Annotated in this window: 18 protein-coding genes; 4 read left to right on the forward strand and 14 right to left on the reverse strand. The window is 70.2% G+C overall.

Translation table 11 applies throughout. The annotated features are described in order from the left end of the window. Nucleotides 1-57 precede the first annotated feature (57 nt). From trmD to ctaC, 11 genes are all read right to left on the reverse strand, one after another. Nucleotides 58-822: a tRNA (guanosine(37)-N1)-methyltransferase TrmD gene (trmD, locus tag JQS43_RS18295; RefSeq protein ID WP_239675614.1), complete on the reverse strand. Its 765-nt coding sequence runs from the start codon at nucleotides 820-822 to the stop codon at nucleotides 58-60. A 12-nt stretch (nucleotides 823-834) separates the two neighbouring features. Further along, nucleotides 835-1,356, reverse strand: coding sequence for a ribosome maturation factor RimM (gene rimM, locus JQS43_RS18300; RefSeq protein ID WP_239679487.1), 522 nt, complete (start codon nucleotides 1,354-1,356; stop codon nucleotides 835-837). A gap of 2 nt (nucleotides 1,357-1,358) precedes the next feature. Then, nucleotides 1,359-1,592 (reverse strand): RNA-binding protein, encoded by a 234-nt coding sequence (locus JQS43_RS18305; protein ID WP_239679488.1) that lies wholly within the window; start codon nucleotides 1,590-1,592, stop codon nucleotides 1,359-1,361. Nucleotide 1,593: 1 nt separating this feature from the next. Further along, nucleotides 1,594-2,142 carry a 30S ribosomal protein S16 gene (rpsP, locus tag JQS43_RS18310; protein ID WP_239675615.1) on the reverse strand — a complete coding sequence of 183 codons (549 nt, stop codon included), beginning with the start codon at nucleotides 2,140-2,142 and terminating at the stop codon, nucleotides 1,594-1,596. Between the two features lie 217 nt (nucleotides 2,143-2,359). Next, nucleotides 2,360-3,013, reverse strand: coding sequence for a ribonuclease FAU-1 family protein (locus tag JQS43_RS18315; RefSeq protein ID WP_239675616.1), 654 nt, complete (start codon nucleotides 3,011-3,013; stop codon nucleotides 2,360-2,362). An 81-nt stretch (nucleotides 3,014-3,094) separates the two neighbouring features. Further along, a complete protein-coding gene (gene proS / locus JQS43_RS18320) occupies nucleotides 3,095-4,501 on the reverse strand; it encodes a proline--tRNA ligase (protein ID WP_239675617.1) in 1,407 nt (468 codons plus the stop codon). Nucleotides 4,502-4,524: 23 nt separating this feature from the next. Continuing rightward, nucleotides 4,525-5,604: an amidohydrolase family protein gene (locus JQS43_RS18325; protein WP_239675618.1), complete on the reverse strand. Its 1,080-nt coding sequence runs from the start codon at nucleotides 5,602-5,604 to the stop codon at nucleotides 4,525-4,527. Nucleotides 5,605-5,647: 43 nt separating this feature from the next. Then, a complete protein-coding gene (locus tag JQS43_RS18330; RefSeq protein WP_239675619.1) occupies nucleotides 5,648-7,093 on the reverse strand; it encodes an AAA family ATPase in 1,446 nt (481 codons plus the stop codon). Between the two features lie 96 nt (nucleotides 7,094-7,189). Beyond that, nucleotides 7,190-8,749 carry a signal recognition particle protein gene (gene ffh, locus JQS43_RS18335; protein ID WP_239675620.1) on the reverse strand — a complete coding sequence of 520 codons (1,560 nt, stop codon included), beginning with the start codon at nucleotides 8,747-8,749 and terminating at the stop codon, nucleotides 7,190-7,192. A 63-nt stretch (nucleotides 8,750-8,812) separates the two neighbouring features. Next, complete coding sequence (locus JQS43_RS18340; protein WP_239675621.1) at nucleotides 8,813-9,238, reverse strand: cytochrome c oxidase subunit 4; 426 nt, start codon at nucleotides 9,236-9,238, stop codon at nucleotides 8,813-8,815. A 1-nt stretch (nucleotide 9,239) separates the two neighbouring features. Next, nucleotides 9,240-10,205 (reverse strand): aa3-type cytochrome oxidase subunit II, encoded by a 966-nt coding sequence (gene ctaC / locus JQS43_RS18345; RefSeq protein WP_239675622.1) that lies wholly within the window; start codon nucleotides 10,203-10,205, stop codon nucleotides 9,240-9,242. A 94-nt stretch (nucleotides 10,206-10,299) separates the two neighbouring features. Between ctaC and JQS43_RS18350 the strand changes: the two genes are divergently transcribed. The 3 genes from JQS43_RS18350 (at nucleotide 10,300) to JQS43_RS18360 (ending at nucleotide 13,257) form a co-directional block, all read left to right on the forward strand. After that, complete coding sequence (locus JQS43_RS18350; protein WP_239675623.1) at nucleotides 10,300-11,439, forward strand: cysteine desulfurase family protein; 1,140 nt, start codon at nucleotides 10,300-10,302, stop codon at nucleotides 11,437-11,439. Continuing rightward, nucleotides 11,436-11,660, forward strand: a complete 225-nt coding sequence (locus JQS43_RS18355) for a sulfurtransferase TusA family protein (protein ID WP_239675624.1) — start codon at nucleotides 11,436-11,438, stop codon at nucleotides 11,658-11,660. The genes JQS43_RS18350 and JQS43_RS18355 overlap by 4 nt, the downstream gene beginning before the upstream one ends. A gap of 151 nt (nucleotides 11,661-11,811) precedes the next feature. Beyond that, nucleotides 11,812-13,257 carry an endo-1,4-beta-xylanase gene (locus tag JQS43_RS18360; RefSeq protein ID WP_239675625.1) on the forward strand — a complete coding sequence of 482 codons (1,446 nt, stop codon included), beginning with the start codon at nucleotides 11,812-11,814 and terminating at the stop codon, nucleotides 13,255-13,257. Nucleotides 13,258-13,354: 97 nt separating this feature from the next. Here the strand turns inward: JQS43_RS18360 and JQS43_RS18365 are convergent, their stop codons facing one another. After that, nucleotides 13,355-13,780, reverse strand: coding sequence for an archease (locus JQS43_RS18365; RefSeq protein WP_239675626.1), 426 nt, complete (start codon nucleotides 13,778-13,780; stop codon nucleotides 13,355-13,357). 151 nt (nucleotides 13,781-13,931) lie between these two features. Between JQS43_RS18365 and JQS43_RS18370 the strand changes: the two genes are divergently transcribed. After that, nucleotides 13,932-14,906, forward strand: a complete 975-nt coding sequence (locus JQS43_RS18370; protein WP_239675627.1) for a carbohydrate kinase family protein — start codon at nucleotides 13,932-13,934, stop codon at nucleotides 14,904-14,906. A 117-nt stretch (nucleotides 14,907-15,023) separates the two neighbouring features. Here JQS43_RS18370 and erpA read toward each other — a convergent pair whose 3' ends face one another. Both erpA and JQS43_RS18380 read right to left on the reverse strand, forming a co-directional pair. After that, a complete protein-coding gene (gene erpA / locus JQS43_RS18375; RefSeq protein ID WP_239675628.1) occupies nucleotides 15,024-15,389 on the reverse strand; it encodes an iron-sulfur cluster insertion protein ErpA in 366 nt (121 codons plus the stop codon). A gap of 144 nt (nucleotides 15,390-15,533) precedes the next feature. After that, a complete protein-coding gene (locus JQS43_RS18380) occupies nucleotides 15,534-16,670 on the reverse strand; it encodes a glycerate kinase family protein (protein WP_239675629.1) in 1,137 nt (378 codons plus the stop codon). Nucleotides 16,671-16,695 lie beyond the last annotated feature (25 nt).

Genomic DNA, 16,695 nt, shown 5'->3' on the forward strand with positions numbered 1-16,695 from the left:
CCCGGTGCGCGGGTGGATGTTGGTCCGGTCACCCAGGTCGAAAACCCGGCAACCCTTCTACTCTGCCATACCGCTGTGGGGCGGCGTCACGCCGGCCCCCGCGAGCACTTCCCGGTCCCGCGGATCGAGCGCATCCGCCGGTAGCTCCGCAAGCAGATCCGGCCGGTGAGTAGCCGTCCGCAACAGCGCCTGCTCACGCCGCCACCGGGCAATCCGGGCATGATCCCCGCTGCGCAGCACCTCTGGCACGGCCAAGCCCCGCCAGCTCGCCGGTTTAGTGTACAGCGGCGCCTCAAGCAGACCGCTGCTGTGAGACTCCTCAACCAGCGAGTCGGCGTTGCCGAGCACCCCGGGCAGCAGTCGGACCACCGCCTCCAGGATCACCAACGCCGCCACCTCGCCGCCGAAGAGCACATAGTCGCCCAGCGAGACTTCGGTCACCGACATCCGGCCGGCCGCATGGTCGATCACCCGCTGATCGATCCCTTCGTAGCGGCCGCAGGCAACGATCAGCCGCTCCTCACCCGCCAACCGCTGCGCCATGCGCTGGCTGAACCGCTCCCCGGCCGGAGTGGGCACCAACAGGCGGCTGCCCGGCTCCGCGAGCGCGTCCAGCGCCTCACCCCACGGCTCCGGTCGCATCACCATGCCCGGTCCGCCGCCGTACGGGGAGTCGTCCACCGTGCGATGGACATCATGAGTCCACTGCCGAAGATCATGAACGGCGACGGTGACCGCACCGCTCTGCTGCGCCCGACCAACCAACGACAGCCCCAACGGAGCCAGGTAGTCAGGAAATATGCTGACAATGTCGATCCGCATAGTGTGGCCCGGTCACAGCTCCAGCAGGCCAGCCGGTGGGTCCACCACCAGCCGCCCGCCGTCCAGATCCACCTCGGGCACGATTGCGGTCACGAACGGCACCAACGCCGTGCCGCCGGCAGGGCGGGATACCACCAGCAGGTCGGCGGCGGGAGCATGGTCCACCCGAAGCACCGTGCCTACCGACTCGCCCGCCACCGTCACCACCGCCAGACCTTCCAGCTGATGATCGAGGAACTCCTCCGGGTCCACCGGAGCGGGCAGCTCGCCGCTCTCCACCCGCAGCAACACGCCCCGCAGCCGCTCGGCCGCATCGCGGTCGGCGACCCCCTCGAAGGCCACGATCAGCCGACCCTGATGCGGGCGCGCCCCAGCCACCCGGAGGGTGGCCGGGGCAACGACAGTGTCAGTAGGGGGCTTGGCGCCCAGCACCGCCCCGACTGCGTACCGCTGGGTGGGCTCGTCGGTGGCCACCTCGACCACCACCTCGCCCCGCACCCCATGCGGCCGGACGATCCGACCGATCGTCAACAGCATCAGTAGGAGTCGATGATCTCGACCCGTACCGCCTTGCCGCCGACCGACGAGATCACCTGGCGGAGGGCCTTGGCGGTACGGCCGTTACGCCCGATCACCGTACCCAGGTCGGACGGGTGGACCCGGACCTCCAGGCGCTTGCCGCGCCGGTTGTCCACCATCCGAACCCGGACATCGTCTGGATTCTCCACGATGCCTTTGACCAAATGCTCCAACGCAGGCTTCAGCGCCACCTCAGCCCTGCTCACCGGAGTCTGCCTCGGCTGCCTTCGCACTCGCTTCCGCCTTCTCCGCCGGCTCCGCACCAGCGGTCTCGGTCGACGCTTCGGCGCTGGCGGACTCGCCGCCCTCGGCCTTCGGTTCGGCCTTCTTGGCGCCCTTCTTAGCGGACTTCTTCGCCGCCGTGGTGGCCTCGCCCTTGCCCGGCTGCTCGGCCAGGCCGGCCGCAGCCTTCGCCTCGGCCTCGTAGATCGCCTGGCGGTCCACCTTCGGGGCGGCTACCAGCAGCGGCTGCTCCGGCGGCGGCTCGCCCTTGAACTTCTGCCAGTCGCCGGTCTTGCGCAGGATCGCCTGGACCGGCTCGCTGGGCTGAGCACCCACCGAGAGCCAGTACTGCACCCGCTCCGAGTTGACCTCGATCCGCGACGGGTGCTCCTTCGGGTGATAGATGCCGATGTTCTCGATCGCCTTGCCGTCGCGCTTGACGCGCGAGTCCGCCACGACGATGCGGTACTGCGGGTTGCGGATCTTACCCATCCGCAGAAGCCGGATTCGTACGGCCACGTGTGTTCGCTCCTGTATGAGTTCGGCACCACCGGGGCTGATCGGTGATGCGCGGGTGGGACACCGGCCGGACCCACGTGGGGCATGGGCGCCGGAGGCCTCGCGGACTGGCCGCGTGACCGGGTAGAGGGCGCCGGTCACGCGCCGGTTACCAGCCCCCTATTGTGCCAGACCACACCAGTCGCCCCGCAGCAGCCCGTAGCGCACCCGCGCGCCGCTACGACCAGGCCCTTGGCCGGTCCCACCCGGCGGGCAGCTCGGCCGGCACCGACCAGCCCGGGTCGGGACGAAAGTCGCAGAAGGTCCCGTCGAAGGGGAAGCCACCAGCCTCCGCTAGGGCGGCGAGCCGCTCCCCCTCCGCCCGCACCGCCACCGGATCGGAGACCCAGTAGTGCTCCGGAAAGGCGATCCGCTCCGCCAGCTCGTGCTCATCTTTCCAGCACCAGCTCCGGTCCGACATCACCACGATGTCCAGGTCATAGTCGACCGTGTCCACCCCGACCAGCTCGCCGTCGGACCACCGTACCGCTGGCTGCTCCAGGTTGATGTACCACTGTGAGAAGCCGCCGCCGGGGCCGCGGTAGAACCACCAGACCGAGTGCGCGGCGTCCGGCGGCAGCAGGATGAGCACCCCGGTGTCGGTCCACCGGCGGGCCACCAGCTGCTTCGGCACGGTGAGCCACTCAGCGAACGGCATATCCCGCAGGCCGCGCCCGTCGGCGGCCCGTAGCCAGCGCAGCGGGCTGCCCTCCGCCAGCCAGAGCAGCAGCCCTCGCTCGTCGTCGCTCACCACCCGGCAGAACTTCACCACCGAGAGCTGCTCGCCGCGCTTGTGGTACCGCCGGATCACCGGTTCGCCGGGCTTCAACACGCCACCCTCCCGCGTTGACCATGGAGTTTGGGACCGATTCTGGCCCCGGTCATGTACCTAGGTTCATGATCAACTCGCGGTTTAGTAGGAGCGGGCGAGGATGGCGTAGAGGTCGGGCTCGTCCTCGGCGTCGGGCACCGAACCATCCGCGCGCAGCAGACACCGGACGCTCACCGCGGACTGGTTGGCCTTCGCCTCGCCGGCCTCGCCCACGGCCGACCACGGCACCCGCACCCAGCCCTCGGCCGCCGCCTCGATCGCCTCGGCCAGGGTGGCGACCTCGGTGGTGCGCGACTCCCGGAACGCAGTCGCCTCGTCGTAGAGCGCCTGCTGATCAGCGTCGAGCGCGGCCCGGACCGCGCCCACCACGTCCGCTACCGGGGTCGGGGTCTTGCCGCCATCACGCCGCCGCACCACCACCGCGTTACCGTCGGCCAGATCCCGCGGACCGACCTCGACCCGCACCGGGTAACCCTTCAGCTCGGCGTCGACCGCCCGCCGGCCGAACGGGGTCTCCACCCGATCATCGAGCGCCACCCGCACCCCGGCGTCGCGGAGCGCGTCGCGCAGCTTGGTCGCCGCCTCCCGCACGCCGTCGCCGTCCTTGACCACCATCACGTACGCCTGGATGGGGGCCAACCGCGGCGGCACCCGCAACCCCTGGTCGTCGCCGTGGCACATGATCAACCCACCGAGCATCCGGGTGGAGACCCCCCACGAGGTGGTCCACGCGTGCTCCACCGTGCCGGCCGCCGACGAGTAGCTGATGTCGAACGCGCGGGCGAAGTTCTGCCCCAGCTCATGCGAGGTGCCCATCTGCAAGGCCTTGCCGTCGCCGGTCATCGCCTCCAGCGTGAGCGTGTTGGTGCCCCCGGCGAAGCGCTCCGCGGCGGTCTTGCGCCCGACCACCACCGGGATCGCCAGCACGTTGACCATAAAGTCCTCGTACGTCTCGTGCAGGATCTTCCGGGCGTACGCGCGGGCGTCGGCCTCGGTAGCGTGGGCGGTGTGCCCCTCCTGCCACAGGAACTCGCTGGTCCGCAGGAACACCCGCGGTCGCAGCTCCCAGCGCACCACATTGGCCCACTGGTTGAGCAGCAGCGGCAGGTCCCGATAGGAGCTGACCCACTTCGCCATCGACTCGCCGATCACGGTCTCGCTGGTGGGGCGGACCACCACCGGCTCGGCGAGCTGCTTGCCGCCGGCGTGGGTGACCACCGCCAACTCCGGCGAGAAACCCTCGACGTGCTCCGCCTCCCGGGTCAGGTACGCCTCCGGGATGAAGAGTGGGAAGTAGGCGTTCTCGGCGCCGGCCGCCTTGATCCGGGAGTCGAGCTCTGCCTGCATCCGTTCCCAGAGCGCATAGCCGGTCGGTCGGATCACCATCGTGCCGCGTACCGGGCCGTTCTCGGCCAGCTGCGCCTTGGCGATCACGTCCTGATACCAGCGCGGGTAATCCTCGGTGCGGGGAGTGAGCACACGTGCCATAGCGGCACATCGTAGTGCAACCCTCAGCGAACCACGCGACCGCGCAGGATGATCCGGCGTGGCTGCCGCACCACCGCCAGATCGGTACGCGGATCCGCCTCGTAGCCGACCAGATCCGCCAGGCCGCCGTGGCGCAGACCCGGGAACCCGAGCCACTCGCGGGCCCCCCATGAGGCCGCCCGCAGCACCTGCTCCGCCGGCATCCCCGCCCGCTGGTGCAACCGCAGCAGCTCCTCGGCGATCAGCCCGTGGGAGATGCCGCCGCCAGCGTCGGTGCCGGCGTAGACCGGCACCCCGGCCGCGACGGCGGCGCGCACCACCGCCGGGAACCGTTGCTGCAACGCCCGCATGTGCGCCGCGTACCCGGGGAACTTCGACTCCGCCGTGGCGGCGATCGACTCGAAGGTCTCGATGTTGATCATCGTTGGAACCAGTGCGGTCCCCCGCCGGGCCATCTCATCGATCAGGTCCTCGGAGAGGCCGGTTCCGTGCTCGATGCAGTCGATCCCGGCCCGGACCAGCGTCGCCACCGCCTCCTCCGAGAAGGTGTGCGCGGTGATCCGCACCCCGGCGGCGTGGGCGGCGGCGACCGCCCCGGCCAGCGTCTCCTCGTCCCACCCCGGCGCCAGATCGCCGCGGTCCCGGTCGATCCAGTCGCCGACCAGCTTCACCCAGCCGTTGCCGGCCGCCGCCTGCTCGGTCACGGCCGCCGCCACCTGTTCGGCCGGCACCTCGACCCCCACGTCGCGCAGGTACCGCTTGATCGGAGCGACGTGGCGGCCGGCCCGGGCCAGCCGCGGCAACTCCGGATCGTCATCCAGCTCCGGATACGGCAGCGGGGAGCCGGCGTCGCGCAACGCGAGCACTCCGGCATCCCGGTCCTGCAACGCCAACTCCCGCGCCTCGGCCAGGCTGGTGATCGGCCGGGCGCCGCGGGCGATGCCGATGTGGCAGTGGGCGTCGACCAGCCCCGGCAGGATGAACCCGCCGTCCAACACAGTCTCGGCCCCGGGCACCGGCTCCCGGCTGACCCGGTCACCGACCAGCCACAGGTCGGTCACCTCGTCCTCGGGGAGCAGCACCCCGCGTACGTGCAGCGCCATGCCCACGACCCTACGAGAAGCCGAGGGTGAACCTCTGCCCCGGTCAGTCGCCCTGATAGAGCCGGGCCAGGTCGACCAGTTCGACGTCGGCGCGCCGGCCCGCGGCCGCCCGCAGCTCATCGGTGAAGGCGGGCGCGAAGAGCAGGAGCCGGGCATGGGCGGCGCGGCCGCCGAGCGCCGCGCGGGCCCGCTCCAACTCGGTCAACCGACCGGTCCCGACCGTCTCGCCCGCCTTCGCTTCACCGAGGGCGAGCACGCTCCGTTCGCTGGGTAGCGCGCCGGCCCCATCCGCGGCGACGACCACGTCCAACTGCCGCTCCACGCCGTCGACCACCGCAGTCGACGGCCCGACGTGGTCGGCGAACCCGCCCAGCACGGCCGGGTCGGCGTAACGACGCACCCAGGACCTCGCCTGTTCCTCGAAGACCGGGCCGCGGACCCGCGAGCCGAAGACCGCGCTGAGTCGCTCCTCCCACGCCTCGTGGGGATCCCGCTCCCGCAGCAAGGGACCGTGGGGCTCCAGCACCGCGTAGTGGAACTGCAAGAACGGGTCGGCCAAGGTGTACGTGGGCCGTTGCGCCCGGATCGGGTCAGTGTGCCGAATCACGAAACCGGCGGCGATCAGCCGACGCAGCGCCGGGTCGAGATTGGAGACCGACCGCCCCAGCTTCTTTGCGATCTTGCCAGCGCTGACTGCCCCATTCGCGATCGCCCCCAGGATGCCGTGATGGAGAACCGGACTGGCGCCGGCGAGCGTCGGGTCCTCAGCCAACAGAGTGGTCGCTTCATGATGCAGAGTCGCTGCGGGAGAGAGCACCCGAGCCGCCACCCACCGCGTAAAGTCGGCTCGCGAATCAGGCAGATCGAAGTCGACCATGTCAGTGGCGTAACCGATCACACCCCCGATGACGGCGTAGACCCCGGCGGCGAGATCCGGGGCGGATGCCGACCCCAGCCACTCGGCGGCGGCCCGGAAATCGTGCGGCTGCATCACGAGCTCCATCCCCGCCCGACCCCGCAGCGGCGCCTCACCCGCCGTCAACGCAGACATCATCGCGATCGCGGAGCCGCACAGGACCAACCGGGAGCGGCCAGCATTGCTGCGCTGGCCAGCGGGGCCGAGGGCGGCAGCGACGATCGAGTCCACCGAAGGGTCGGCCTCCAGTACATGCCCGAACTCATCCAGCACCACCGGCACCGAACGGTCCCGCCCGAGGGCCAGCAATTGCCGGAACGCCTCCTCCCAGTTCTCCAGCGCCAGCCGGCCCACTCCGAGATGGGAACCGAGCTGCTCACCGAGCCGGGTGAGCTGGATCGCCGACTCGGTCCGGGTGGCCTCCCAGACGAAGCCACCACGATCGTGTGCGAGCCCCTCCAGCAGGGTGGACTTCCCGATCCGGCGGCGACCGTAGACCAGCCCCAACGAGTGCTTCGGCACCTCGGAATCGAAGAACCCGGCGACGTGGCTGCGATAGTCGGCGGTCGGCATGGCGGCTCCGGCTGACGATACTCAGGCTGACGATACTCAGGCTGACGATACTATCGTCGGCCTGAGTATCGTCGACGGCGAAGCCCGAGCGGGCGGTCAGCCGCCGCGCTGTTCGGGCTTGCCCTTGCCGAGCTTGTTGAAGTCCAGCTTCGGCGGAGTGAAGTCGTCGCCGCCGGACGCCCCGCCCGGGGGCATCCCCGGGGGCAGCTGGGGTGTGCCGCCGGCGCCCCGGGGGGCGCCACCGCCGCGGGCGCCGCCGACCTTGCTCCGGCCGCCGCCCTTCTGCTGCTTCTGCTTGCGTTTGTTCTTCGGGGACTTGGTCGCCTTCCGGCCGCCCATGCCGGGCATGCCGAACATGCCGCCCATCTGCTTCATCATCTTCTGGGCGTCGGCGAATCGACTCAGCAGCTGGTTGAGCTCGGTGACCGTCCGCCCGGAGCCGGCAGCGATCCGAGCCCGCCGCGAACCATTGATGATCTTAGGGTTGGCGCGCTCCGCCGGGGTCATCGAGCGGATCATAGCGGTGACCCGGTCCAGCTGGGAGTCGTCGACCTCCGCCAGCTGGTCCTTCATCTGGGCCATGCCCGGCACCATGCCGAGCACGTTGGCGATCGGCCCCATCTTGCGGACCGCCTGCAGTTGCTCAAGGAAGTCGTCGAGCGTCAGCTGTTCGCCGCCGAACAGCTTGGCGCTCATCCGCTCTTTTTGGTCCTCCTCGAACGCCTGCTCAGCCTTCTCGATCAGGGTCAGCTGGTCACCCATGCCGAGAATCCGACCCGCCAGCCGGTCGGGGTGGAACACGTCGAAATCGTCAAGCTTCTCGCCGGTGGAGGCGAACAAGATCGGCTGCCCGGTGACGTGCCGAACCGAGAGCGCCGCGCCGCCGCGGGCGTCACCGTCGAGCTTCGCGAGCACCACACCGGTGATCCCGACCCCATCCCGGAACGCCTCGGCGGTGGTCACCGCGTCCTGCCCGACCATCGCGTCGATGACGAAGAGGGTTTCGTCGGGCGAGGTGGCGTCCCGGATCGCGGCGGCCTGCGCCATCATCTCCGCGTCGACACCGAGCCGGCCGGCCGTGTCGACGATCACAATGTCGCGGGCCTGCCGCCGGGCGTGGTCGAGGGCATCCCGGGCGACCTGCACCGGGTCGCCGACGCCATTGCCGGGCTGTGGCGCATACACCTCAAGGTTTGCTCGCTCTCCCAGCACCTGCAGCTGGTTCACGGCGTTCGGCCGTTGCAGGTCCGCGGCGACCAGCAACGGCTGGTGCCCCTGCTCCCGCAGCCAGCGGCCGAGCTTGCCGGCGAGGGTCGTCTTACCGGAGCCCTGCAGGCCGGCCAGCATGATCACGGTGGGGGGCTGCTTGGCGAACTGGAGCCGCCGCGCCTCCCCGCCGAGGATGCCGATCAGCTCTTCGTGGACGATCTTGATGACCTGTTGGCCCGGGTTGAGCGCCTGCGAGACCTCCGCGCCGCGCGCCCGTTCCTTGACCGCATTGATGAACACCCGGACCACCGGTAGCGCGACATCGGCCTCCAGCAGCGCGAGCCGGATCTCCCGGGCGGCGGCGTCGATGTCGGCGTCGGTGAGTCGCCCCTTGCTGCGGAGCTTGGTGAGGATCCCGGTCAGCCGGTCACTCAAGGTGGCAAACACTGCACACTTCCCGTGGTCGAGTTTGGGTTGGCGCCCCGCCCGCAAGCGTAGCGGCCGCGTGAGTTACTCGACGGCGGTGCGGCGCGAACCAGTCTGGTATTCGAAGAGCATTCCGCTGGTGGCGACGATCACCGCGATCCCGCCGGCGACCATCAGCCACCACATCCAGAACGCGACGCCGATCCCGGTGACCGAAGCGGCGAGCGCGATCCCCATCGGGTAGTAGCTACCGGGGCTGAAGAAGCCGACCTCGCCAGCGCCCTCGGAGATCTCCGCCTCCGGCCGGTCCTCCGGCCGCAGGTCGATCCGACGGGCGATCACCAGGAAGTAGGTGCCGACCATGATGCTCAGGAAGAACGACAGGAGTAGCGCGATGGTGCCGATCCACTCGATGTAGCCGAGGCTGTACCAGGTCCACCAGCCGTAGACCCCGGAGGTGGCCAGCAGGAAGGCGGCGATCCCGCCGAAGATCCGCCACTCGGTCTTCACGTCAACGCACTCCCTCAGACTCGGCGTCGGCCGGCAGCTCCGGGACGCCCGACAGCTCGGATGCGCCCTGCGGATCCTCACCGTCAAACGTACGCCGGGTGTCGAACGGCTCAGTGGTGGTCGCCAGCGGCGCCTCGCCCACCGACTGCAGCGCCTCTGGCTGCGACAGCCCGGCCTGCAGCGCCCCGAGGTAGTCCTGGTAGACCTCCGGCGACACCGCCCGCAGCTCGAAGTTCATCATCGAGTGGTAGGTGCCGCAGAACTCGGCGCACCGGCCAACGTAGTGGCCCTCCCGGTCGACCTGGATAGTCACCTCGAACTCGTTGCGCACCAGGCCCGGGAAGACATCGCGCTTGAACAGCAGCTCTGGCACCCAGAACGAGTGGATGACATCCTCGGCGGTGAGCTCGAACCGGATCGTCTGACCGGTCGGCACCACCAGGATCGGGATCTGGTCGCTGGTCCCGACCGTCGAGGCGATGGTGTTCGCCTCCTCGCCGGGCTCGTCGCGGTAGTTGAACTGCCAGTTCCACTTGAACGCGACGACCTCGACGGTCACATCCGGATCCGGGGTGGTCGCCTCGACCTCGTCCTGGATCACCACGGTGTGGTAGAAGAGCACCGCGATCACCAGGAACGGCGTGATCGTGTAGAGCACCTCCATCGGGAGGTTGAACCGGGTCTGGGTGGGCAGCTCATCGCTGCGCTTGCGGTACCGGATCAGGCACCAGAAGATCAGACCCCAGACCAGGAAGCCCACGAGCAGCGCCGCGAGCACGGAGCCGATCCACATGTCGTACATCCGCTGGGACTGGTCGGTGATCCCGCCCTGCGGCCAGCCGAAGCCGTCGAAGACCTCGCCGACCTCCTGAAGGCAGCCGCTCAGCAGCGTGATCAACGCCGCACCGCCGACCGCGAGCCCGCTCGCGCGTACGGCGACCCTGCCCCGCGACGCTTTCGTGCCCACCAGCTCATGCCTCCTTACGGCTGCCCGACGCAGGCAGAGTACCGGACCCCGGCAGGCGTGCCGGGCGTGGGGCGGGCGGTCCTACAGTCGAGAGGTGAGCACATCCGAGCGCCCAGCCGCCGCGAACCACCCGGCCCCGGTGTACTTCGACGCCGCTACCGCCGCCCCGCCGCACCCGGTGGCCCGGCAGGCGTTGCTGGCCGCACTCGACGACGGCTGGGCCGACCCGGGCAAGCTCTACAGCGCCGCTCGCCGCGCCCGCCAGCTGCTCGACGCGGCGACCGAAGCGGTCGCCGCAACCCTCCAGGTACGCCCGGATGAGGTGATCTTCACCGGCAGCGGGACCGCAGCGGTGGCGGCCGCGATCCACGGCGTCTTCGCCGTCGACGGTCGGCCGGCGCCGCCCGGGTCGGTGGTGCACTCGGCGATCGAGCACTCGTCGGTGTTCGCGGCCGCCGGCGACGCCGCCGCCGAGCCGGTACCGGTGGACCTGCTCGGGCGGCTCGACCTCGACCGTTGGCGGCGAGCGATCGCTACCCCGGGGGTCCGGCTCGGGGTACTGATCAGCGCCAGTCACGAGGTGGGGACGGTGCAGCCGCTCCCGGCGGCGCTCGCCGCGGCCGACGCGAGCGGGGTGCCGGTGCTGGTCGACGCGGCGCAGTCGCTAGGCCGGATCCCGGTGCCCGCGGGCTGGTCGCTGCTGACCGGCTCAGCCCGCAAATGGGGCGGGCCGCCCGGCGTCGGTCTGCTGGTGGTCCGGAAGGGCACCCGGTGGACGGCGCCGCCCAGCGGCGCGGTCGGCGCCGCGCTACCCACCGTGGTCGCCGCCGCTGCGGCGCTGCGGGCGGCGGCGGCGGAGGCTTCGGCCGAGGCGGCGCGGTTGGCCCCGCTGGTGGACCGGATCCGGGAGCGGGTGGCGGCGACCGTGCCCGAGGTCGAGATCGTCGGCGACCCGGTGGCGCGGTTGCCGAATGTGGTCACCTTCTCCTGCCTCTATGTGGACGGCGAGGCGTTGCTCCACGAGTTGGATCGGCGCGGCTTCGCGGTCTCGTCCGGCTCGTCGTGCACCGCCGAGACGCTGCGGCCGAGCCATGTGCTGGCGGCGATGGGGGTGCTGTCGCACGGCAACATCCGGCTCTCACTCCACCGGGAGACCACCGCTGCGGAGGTGGACCGGTTCTTGGCGGAGCTGCCCGAGGTGGTCGCGCGGCTGCGGGCGGAGATCGGGGTATGACCGGTCCGGTCGAGGTGCTCGACTGCCGGGGGCAGCGGTGTCCGCTACCCGTCATCCACTTGGCGCGACGGTTGCCCGAGCTGCCGGTCGGCGCGGTGGTGCGGGTGCTCGCCGACGATCCGGCGGCGGCCAACGACATCCCGGCCTGGTGCCGGCTGCGCGAGCAGGAGTACCTCGGCTCGCCAGCCACGCACGCGTACGAGGTGCGGCGGAGCGGCTGATCAGTCCGTGAGATTACCGGTACCGATATCGAAACTTTCGGAAATTTACCGGCAACAACGGTTGACACTGCGGGCGTGACCAGCCGAGAATGTGGAAGCGCTTCCATCGATGCATCGGTTCCGATTATTCCCCCGAAGGAGAGACCGGCCAATGGAAAACGCTTTCCTACGCCGGGCCGCCGGATGGCTCGTCGTACCTCTCATAGCCGCGGTCGGCGCGGTTGTCGTCAGTCCCCCTGCCCAGGCCCAGGGTGGCCTGCGCAACGCCGCCGGCGACATGCTCGTCGGCGTGGCGGTCACCCCCGACCTGCTCAACAACTCCACCTACGGCAACCTCGCCGCCTCCGAGTTCAGCTCCCTTACGGCCGAGAACCACATGAAGTGGGAGACCATCCAGCCGTCCCAGGGCAACTTCAACTTCGGCCCGGCCGACCAGATCGTCAACTTCGCGCAGCAGAACAACCAGCAGGTGTATGGGCACACTCTGGTCTGGCACTCGCAGGCGCCGAGCTGGCTGCAGAACCTCAGCGGCAGCGCCCTTGACCAGGCGATGCAGACCCACATCGACACGGTCATGAACCACTTCGGCAGCTCGGTGCCCCGGTGGGACGTCGCCAACGAGGTGATCGACGACAATGGCGGCCAGCTCCGGAACTCGTTCTGGCTGCAGGGCATGGGCGAGGGCTACATCGACCAGGCGTTCCAGTACGCGCGGCAGGCGAGTCCCAGCACCACGCTGTGTTTGAACGACTACAGCATCGACGGCATCAACACCAAGAGCACCGCGTACTACGACCTGGTGCAGGGCATGCAGTCGCGGGGCACCCCGATCGACTGCATGGGCTTCCAGGCCCACCTGATCGTGGGTCAGGTCCCCGGCAACATGCAGCAGAACCTGCAGCGCTTCGCCGACCTGGGGCTGGAGATCTGGATCACCGAGCTGGACATCCGGATGAGCATGCCGCCGACCCAGCAGAGCCTGCAGCAGCAGGCGAGCGACTACGCCGAGGTCTTCCAGATCTGCCAGAACGTCTCGGCCTGCGCCGGGGTCACGGTCTGGGGCTTGCACGACGCCCAGTCCTGGGTTCCGGACCACTTCCCCGGTGAGGGCGCCCCGTTGATGTGGGACGACAACTTCAACACGAAGCCGGCGTACGACGCGGTGCTGCAGCAGCTCGGTGGCTCGACCCCGCCGACCACGCCGCCCACCACGCCGCCGACCACGCCGCCCACAACCCCGCCGACGACCCCGCCGCCGGGCTCCGGTGACTGCGCGGTGGCCTACGAGGCCAACAACTGGGGTGGCAGCCCTGGCTACACCGCCAACGTCACCATCACCAACAACAGCAGCAGCACCATCAACGGCTGGAGCCTGACCTACGACTACTCCGCCGGCCAGACCGTCGAACCACCCGGCTGGAACGCCACCGTCAGCCAGTCCGGCAGCAGCGTCACCGCTGCCAACGCCGGCTGGAACGGCACCCTGGCCCCCGGCCAGTCCACCTCCTTCGGGTACAACGCCGCCGCCGCCAGCGCCGGCAACAACCCCGCCCCGGGCGGGTTCGCCCTCAACGGCACGACCTGCACCACCGGCTGATCCTGTCGCCGAGCCGGGTCGTCTGGCGCCACTGCGTGCAGTGGCGCCAGACGGCGTGCGGGCACCGTGGTGGACAGGCGGGTGAGCGGGCGCTGGTTCACCGGTTCAGAGTTACCGCACAGGACCAACCCGACTCGCCCGGGCCGATCCGCAGCCCGTGGAACGAGACCACCTTCGGCACCTGGCCCAACGGGTCAGCGAGTCCAGCGTCAGTGACCTGGAACCGCACCTGCAGCCCGTTTCCGGCGGCGACCACCTCGGTGGCTAGCGGCACCTGACCGGCCACCTCCACCAGATAGATGACTTCTTCGAGCACATCCACCAACAGATCCTCGTCGCTACCCGGGTCCGCCTGGAATACGACCTCCGTGGCCCTGGATTTCGCGGACATATCGGTTAGGTCGCCCCGGTCGGCGAAGCTCTCCACGACGGCCGCCACCGCCTCGGCGACGCACTCCTCGCGCGTCGGCGCCCACGCTTCCACCCGGACGTCAACGGCGCCCGGTACGGTCCGGCGGCCCATCCGGTCACGGTAACCTCCCGCCGGCCGGCTGGGGCCCTACTTCTCGGAATCACCGCAGGTCAGAGCGGCCTCGACGAAGACGCCAGCAGGTCGCGCCGGTCACTTCGGTAAGCTGAGGTGCGGCCGATGACCCCTACCCCCTAAGGCAGACATGAAGATCGCCGTTACTGGTTCCATCGCCACCGACCATCTGATGCACTTTCCCGGGCGCTTCGCCGACCAGCTCGTAGCCGACCAACTACACAAGGTTTCCTTGTCGTTCCTCGTCGACGACCTGGTGATGCGCCGGGGTGGGATCGCGCCGAACATCGCGTACGGCATGGGCCAGCTCGGGCTGCGCCCGATCCTGCTCGGCGCGGTCGGCGCCGACTTCGCCGACTACCAGGCGTGGTTGGAGCGGCACGGGGTCGACTGCGCCTCGGTGCACATCTCTACGACCGCCCACACCGCCCGGTTCGTCTGCACCACCGATGACGACCTGAACCAGATCGCGACCTTCTACGCCGGAGCGATGAGCGAGGCGCGCAACATCGAGCTGGCCCCGGTCGCCGACCGGTTGGGCGGCCTGGACCTCGTCCTGGTCAGCGCCAACGACCCGGACGCGATGCTGCGGCACTCGGAGGAGTGCCGGCAGCGGGGCTTCGCCTTCGCCGCCGACCCGTCGCAGCAGTTGGCGCGGATGTCCGGTGAGGATGCGCTGCGGCTGATCTCCGGCGCGCAGTATCTGCTCACCAACGACTACGAGAAGTCCCTACTGGAGTCCAAAACCGGCCTGAGCGAGGCCGAGATCCGCGACCAGGTCCAGATCCACGTCACCACACTCGGCAAGGACGGGGTCCAGATCACCGCCAAGGGTGAGGAGACCATCCACGTACCGGTGGTCCGGGGCGTCGACCCAGCGGACCCGACCGGGGTCGGCGACGGCTTCCGGGCCGGCTTCTTCGCCGGCATCTCCTGGGGGTTGAGCCTGGAGCGGTCGGCTCAGGTGGGGTCGCTGGTCGCAGCGCATGTGCTGGAGACCACCGGCACCCAGGAGTACGCGGTGGAGAGCGACGGCTTCATCAAGCGCTTCGCCGAGTCGTACGGCGACGTGGCCGCCACCGAGGTGCGGCCCTACCTGCCCTGACGGGGGAGGCGGTTCGCCGCCACCGACGCAACGCGGCGCCCCACCGAGTTCGGTGGGGCGCCGCGTCGTCGAAAGCTCAGCTGACTCGTTGACGGCTCACCGGGAGTCGCCGACGGCTCAGTGGAACGAGTCCCCGCAGGCGCAGGAGCCCTGCGCGTTGGGGTTGTCGATGGTGAAGCCCTGCGCGTCGATCTTGTCGGCGAAGTCGATGGTGGCGCCGGTCAGATACGGAGCGCTCATCCGGTCGACCACCACCTCGACCCCGTCGAAGTCGTTGACGATGTCGCCGTCGAGCGACCGCTCGTCGAAGAAGAGCTGGTAACGCAGGCCGGAGCAGCCTCCCGGCTGCACCGCGATGCGCAGCCGCAGGTCGTCGCGGCCTTCCTGCTCCAGCAGCGTCTTGACCTTGGAGGCCGCAATGTCGGTCAGGACGACGTTGCGGGACTCCTGCGGCTCGGCCTGGGTCTCGGTCGGTGTGGTCACGTTGCTGCTCCCTGGAACGCCAGTCAGTATTCGTCCAGCACCAACGCTAGCTGACGATGGCGATATTCCTGAACCGGAACCCCAACGAGCCGCGCCGATCATGAGCTATGCAGCAGACACGCCCGGCGTGTCGGGTAAAAAAGCTCATGATCGGCGGCTGGGGGGGTCTGTCGCGATCTGGGCGGCTAGCTCCTTGAGGCCGGCGGCGGGTTCGGCCATCGCTCGCGCCGCATCTCCACCGAAGTGCTCCACCAGCGAGAACACCCCGGTCACCCCGGCGGCTGTGGCCTCCGTCACCGGCACGGTCGCCCGGCCCGCCACCACCAGGCAGGGGACCCCTCGCGCCCGCGCCGCCCCGGCCACCGCCGCCGCCACCTTGCCTCGCAGCGACTGGCTGTCGAACGACCCCTCACCGGTGATCACCAGATCCGCCTCGGCGATCGCGTGATCCAGCCCGGTCAGGCGCCTCACCAGCGCCATCCCGGCCTCGACCCGGCCCCCCAGGGCGAGCAGCGCCGCACCCAACCCGCCCGCCGCGCCGCCACCGGGCAGCGTCGCCAGCCCGGCCGGGCAGCCCGGCAACTGCTGCTCCAACACCGTCGCCCACTGCGCCAACGCCGCGTCGAGCAGCGCCACCTCCGCCTCGCCCGCACCCTTCTGCGGACCGAAGACGGCGCTGGCCCCGGCCGGGCCCAGCAGCGGGTTATCCACATCGGTCGCGGCCACCAGCTCCGCCCCGTACAGCTGTGGCTGGCCCGCCAGGCCCGACGCCGCCGCCACCGCCGCCCCACCCGGCGGCAGGGCGTAGCCGGCACGGTCCACCGGCCCCGCCCCCAGCGCGGCGAGCATGCCCGCGCCGCCATCGTTGACCGCCGAGCCGCCGAGTCCGACCACCACCCGCCGCACCCCACCAGCTACGGCGGAGCCGATCAGCAACCCCAGCCCGTACGAGGTGGTCACCGTCGGGTCGCGTTCGGACTCCGCCAGCAGATGCAGGCCACAGGCCTGGGCGCTCTCCACATAGCCGGTGTCGCCGAGGACCAGCAGCCACCCCGGGACCGGCCGCCCCAACGGGTCGACGGTGCGCACCGGCACCCACTCGGCGGCGGGGCCGGCCGCGGCGGCGAGCACGTCGAGGAAGCCCGGGCCACCATCAGCCAACGGCCGCTGGTCGATCTGGTCGGCGGGGGACGCTTCCCGCCACCCCTCGGCCAACGCCGACGCCGCCGCGACGGCGGTGAGGGTACCGGCGAACTTGTCCGGACAGATGAGCACCCGCATGACCGAACAGTCTCTCAGCTCACAG

This window comes from Natronosporangium hydrolyticum (assembly GCF_016925615.1).
GTDB lineage: Bacteria > Actinomycetota > Actinomycetes > Mycobacteriales > Micromonosporaceae > Natronosporangium > Natronosporangium hydrolyticum.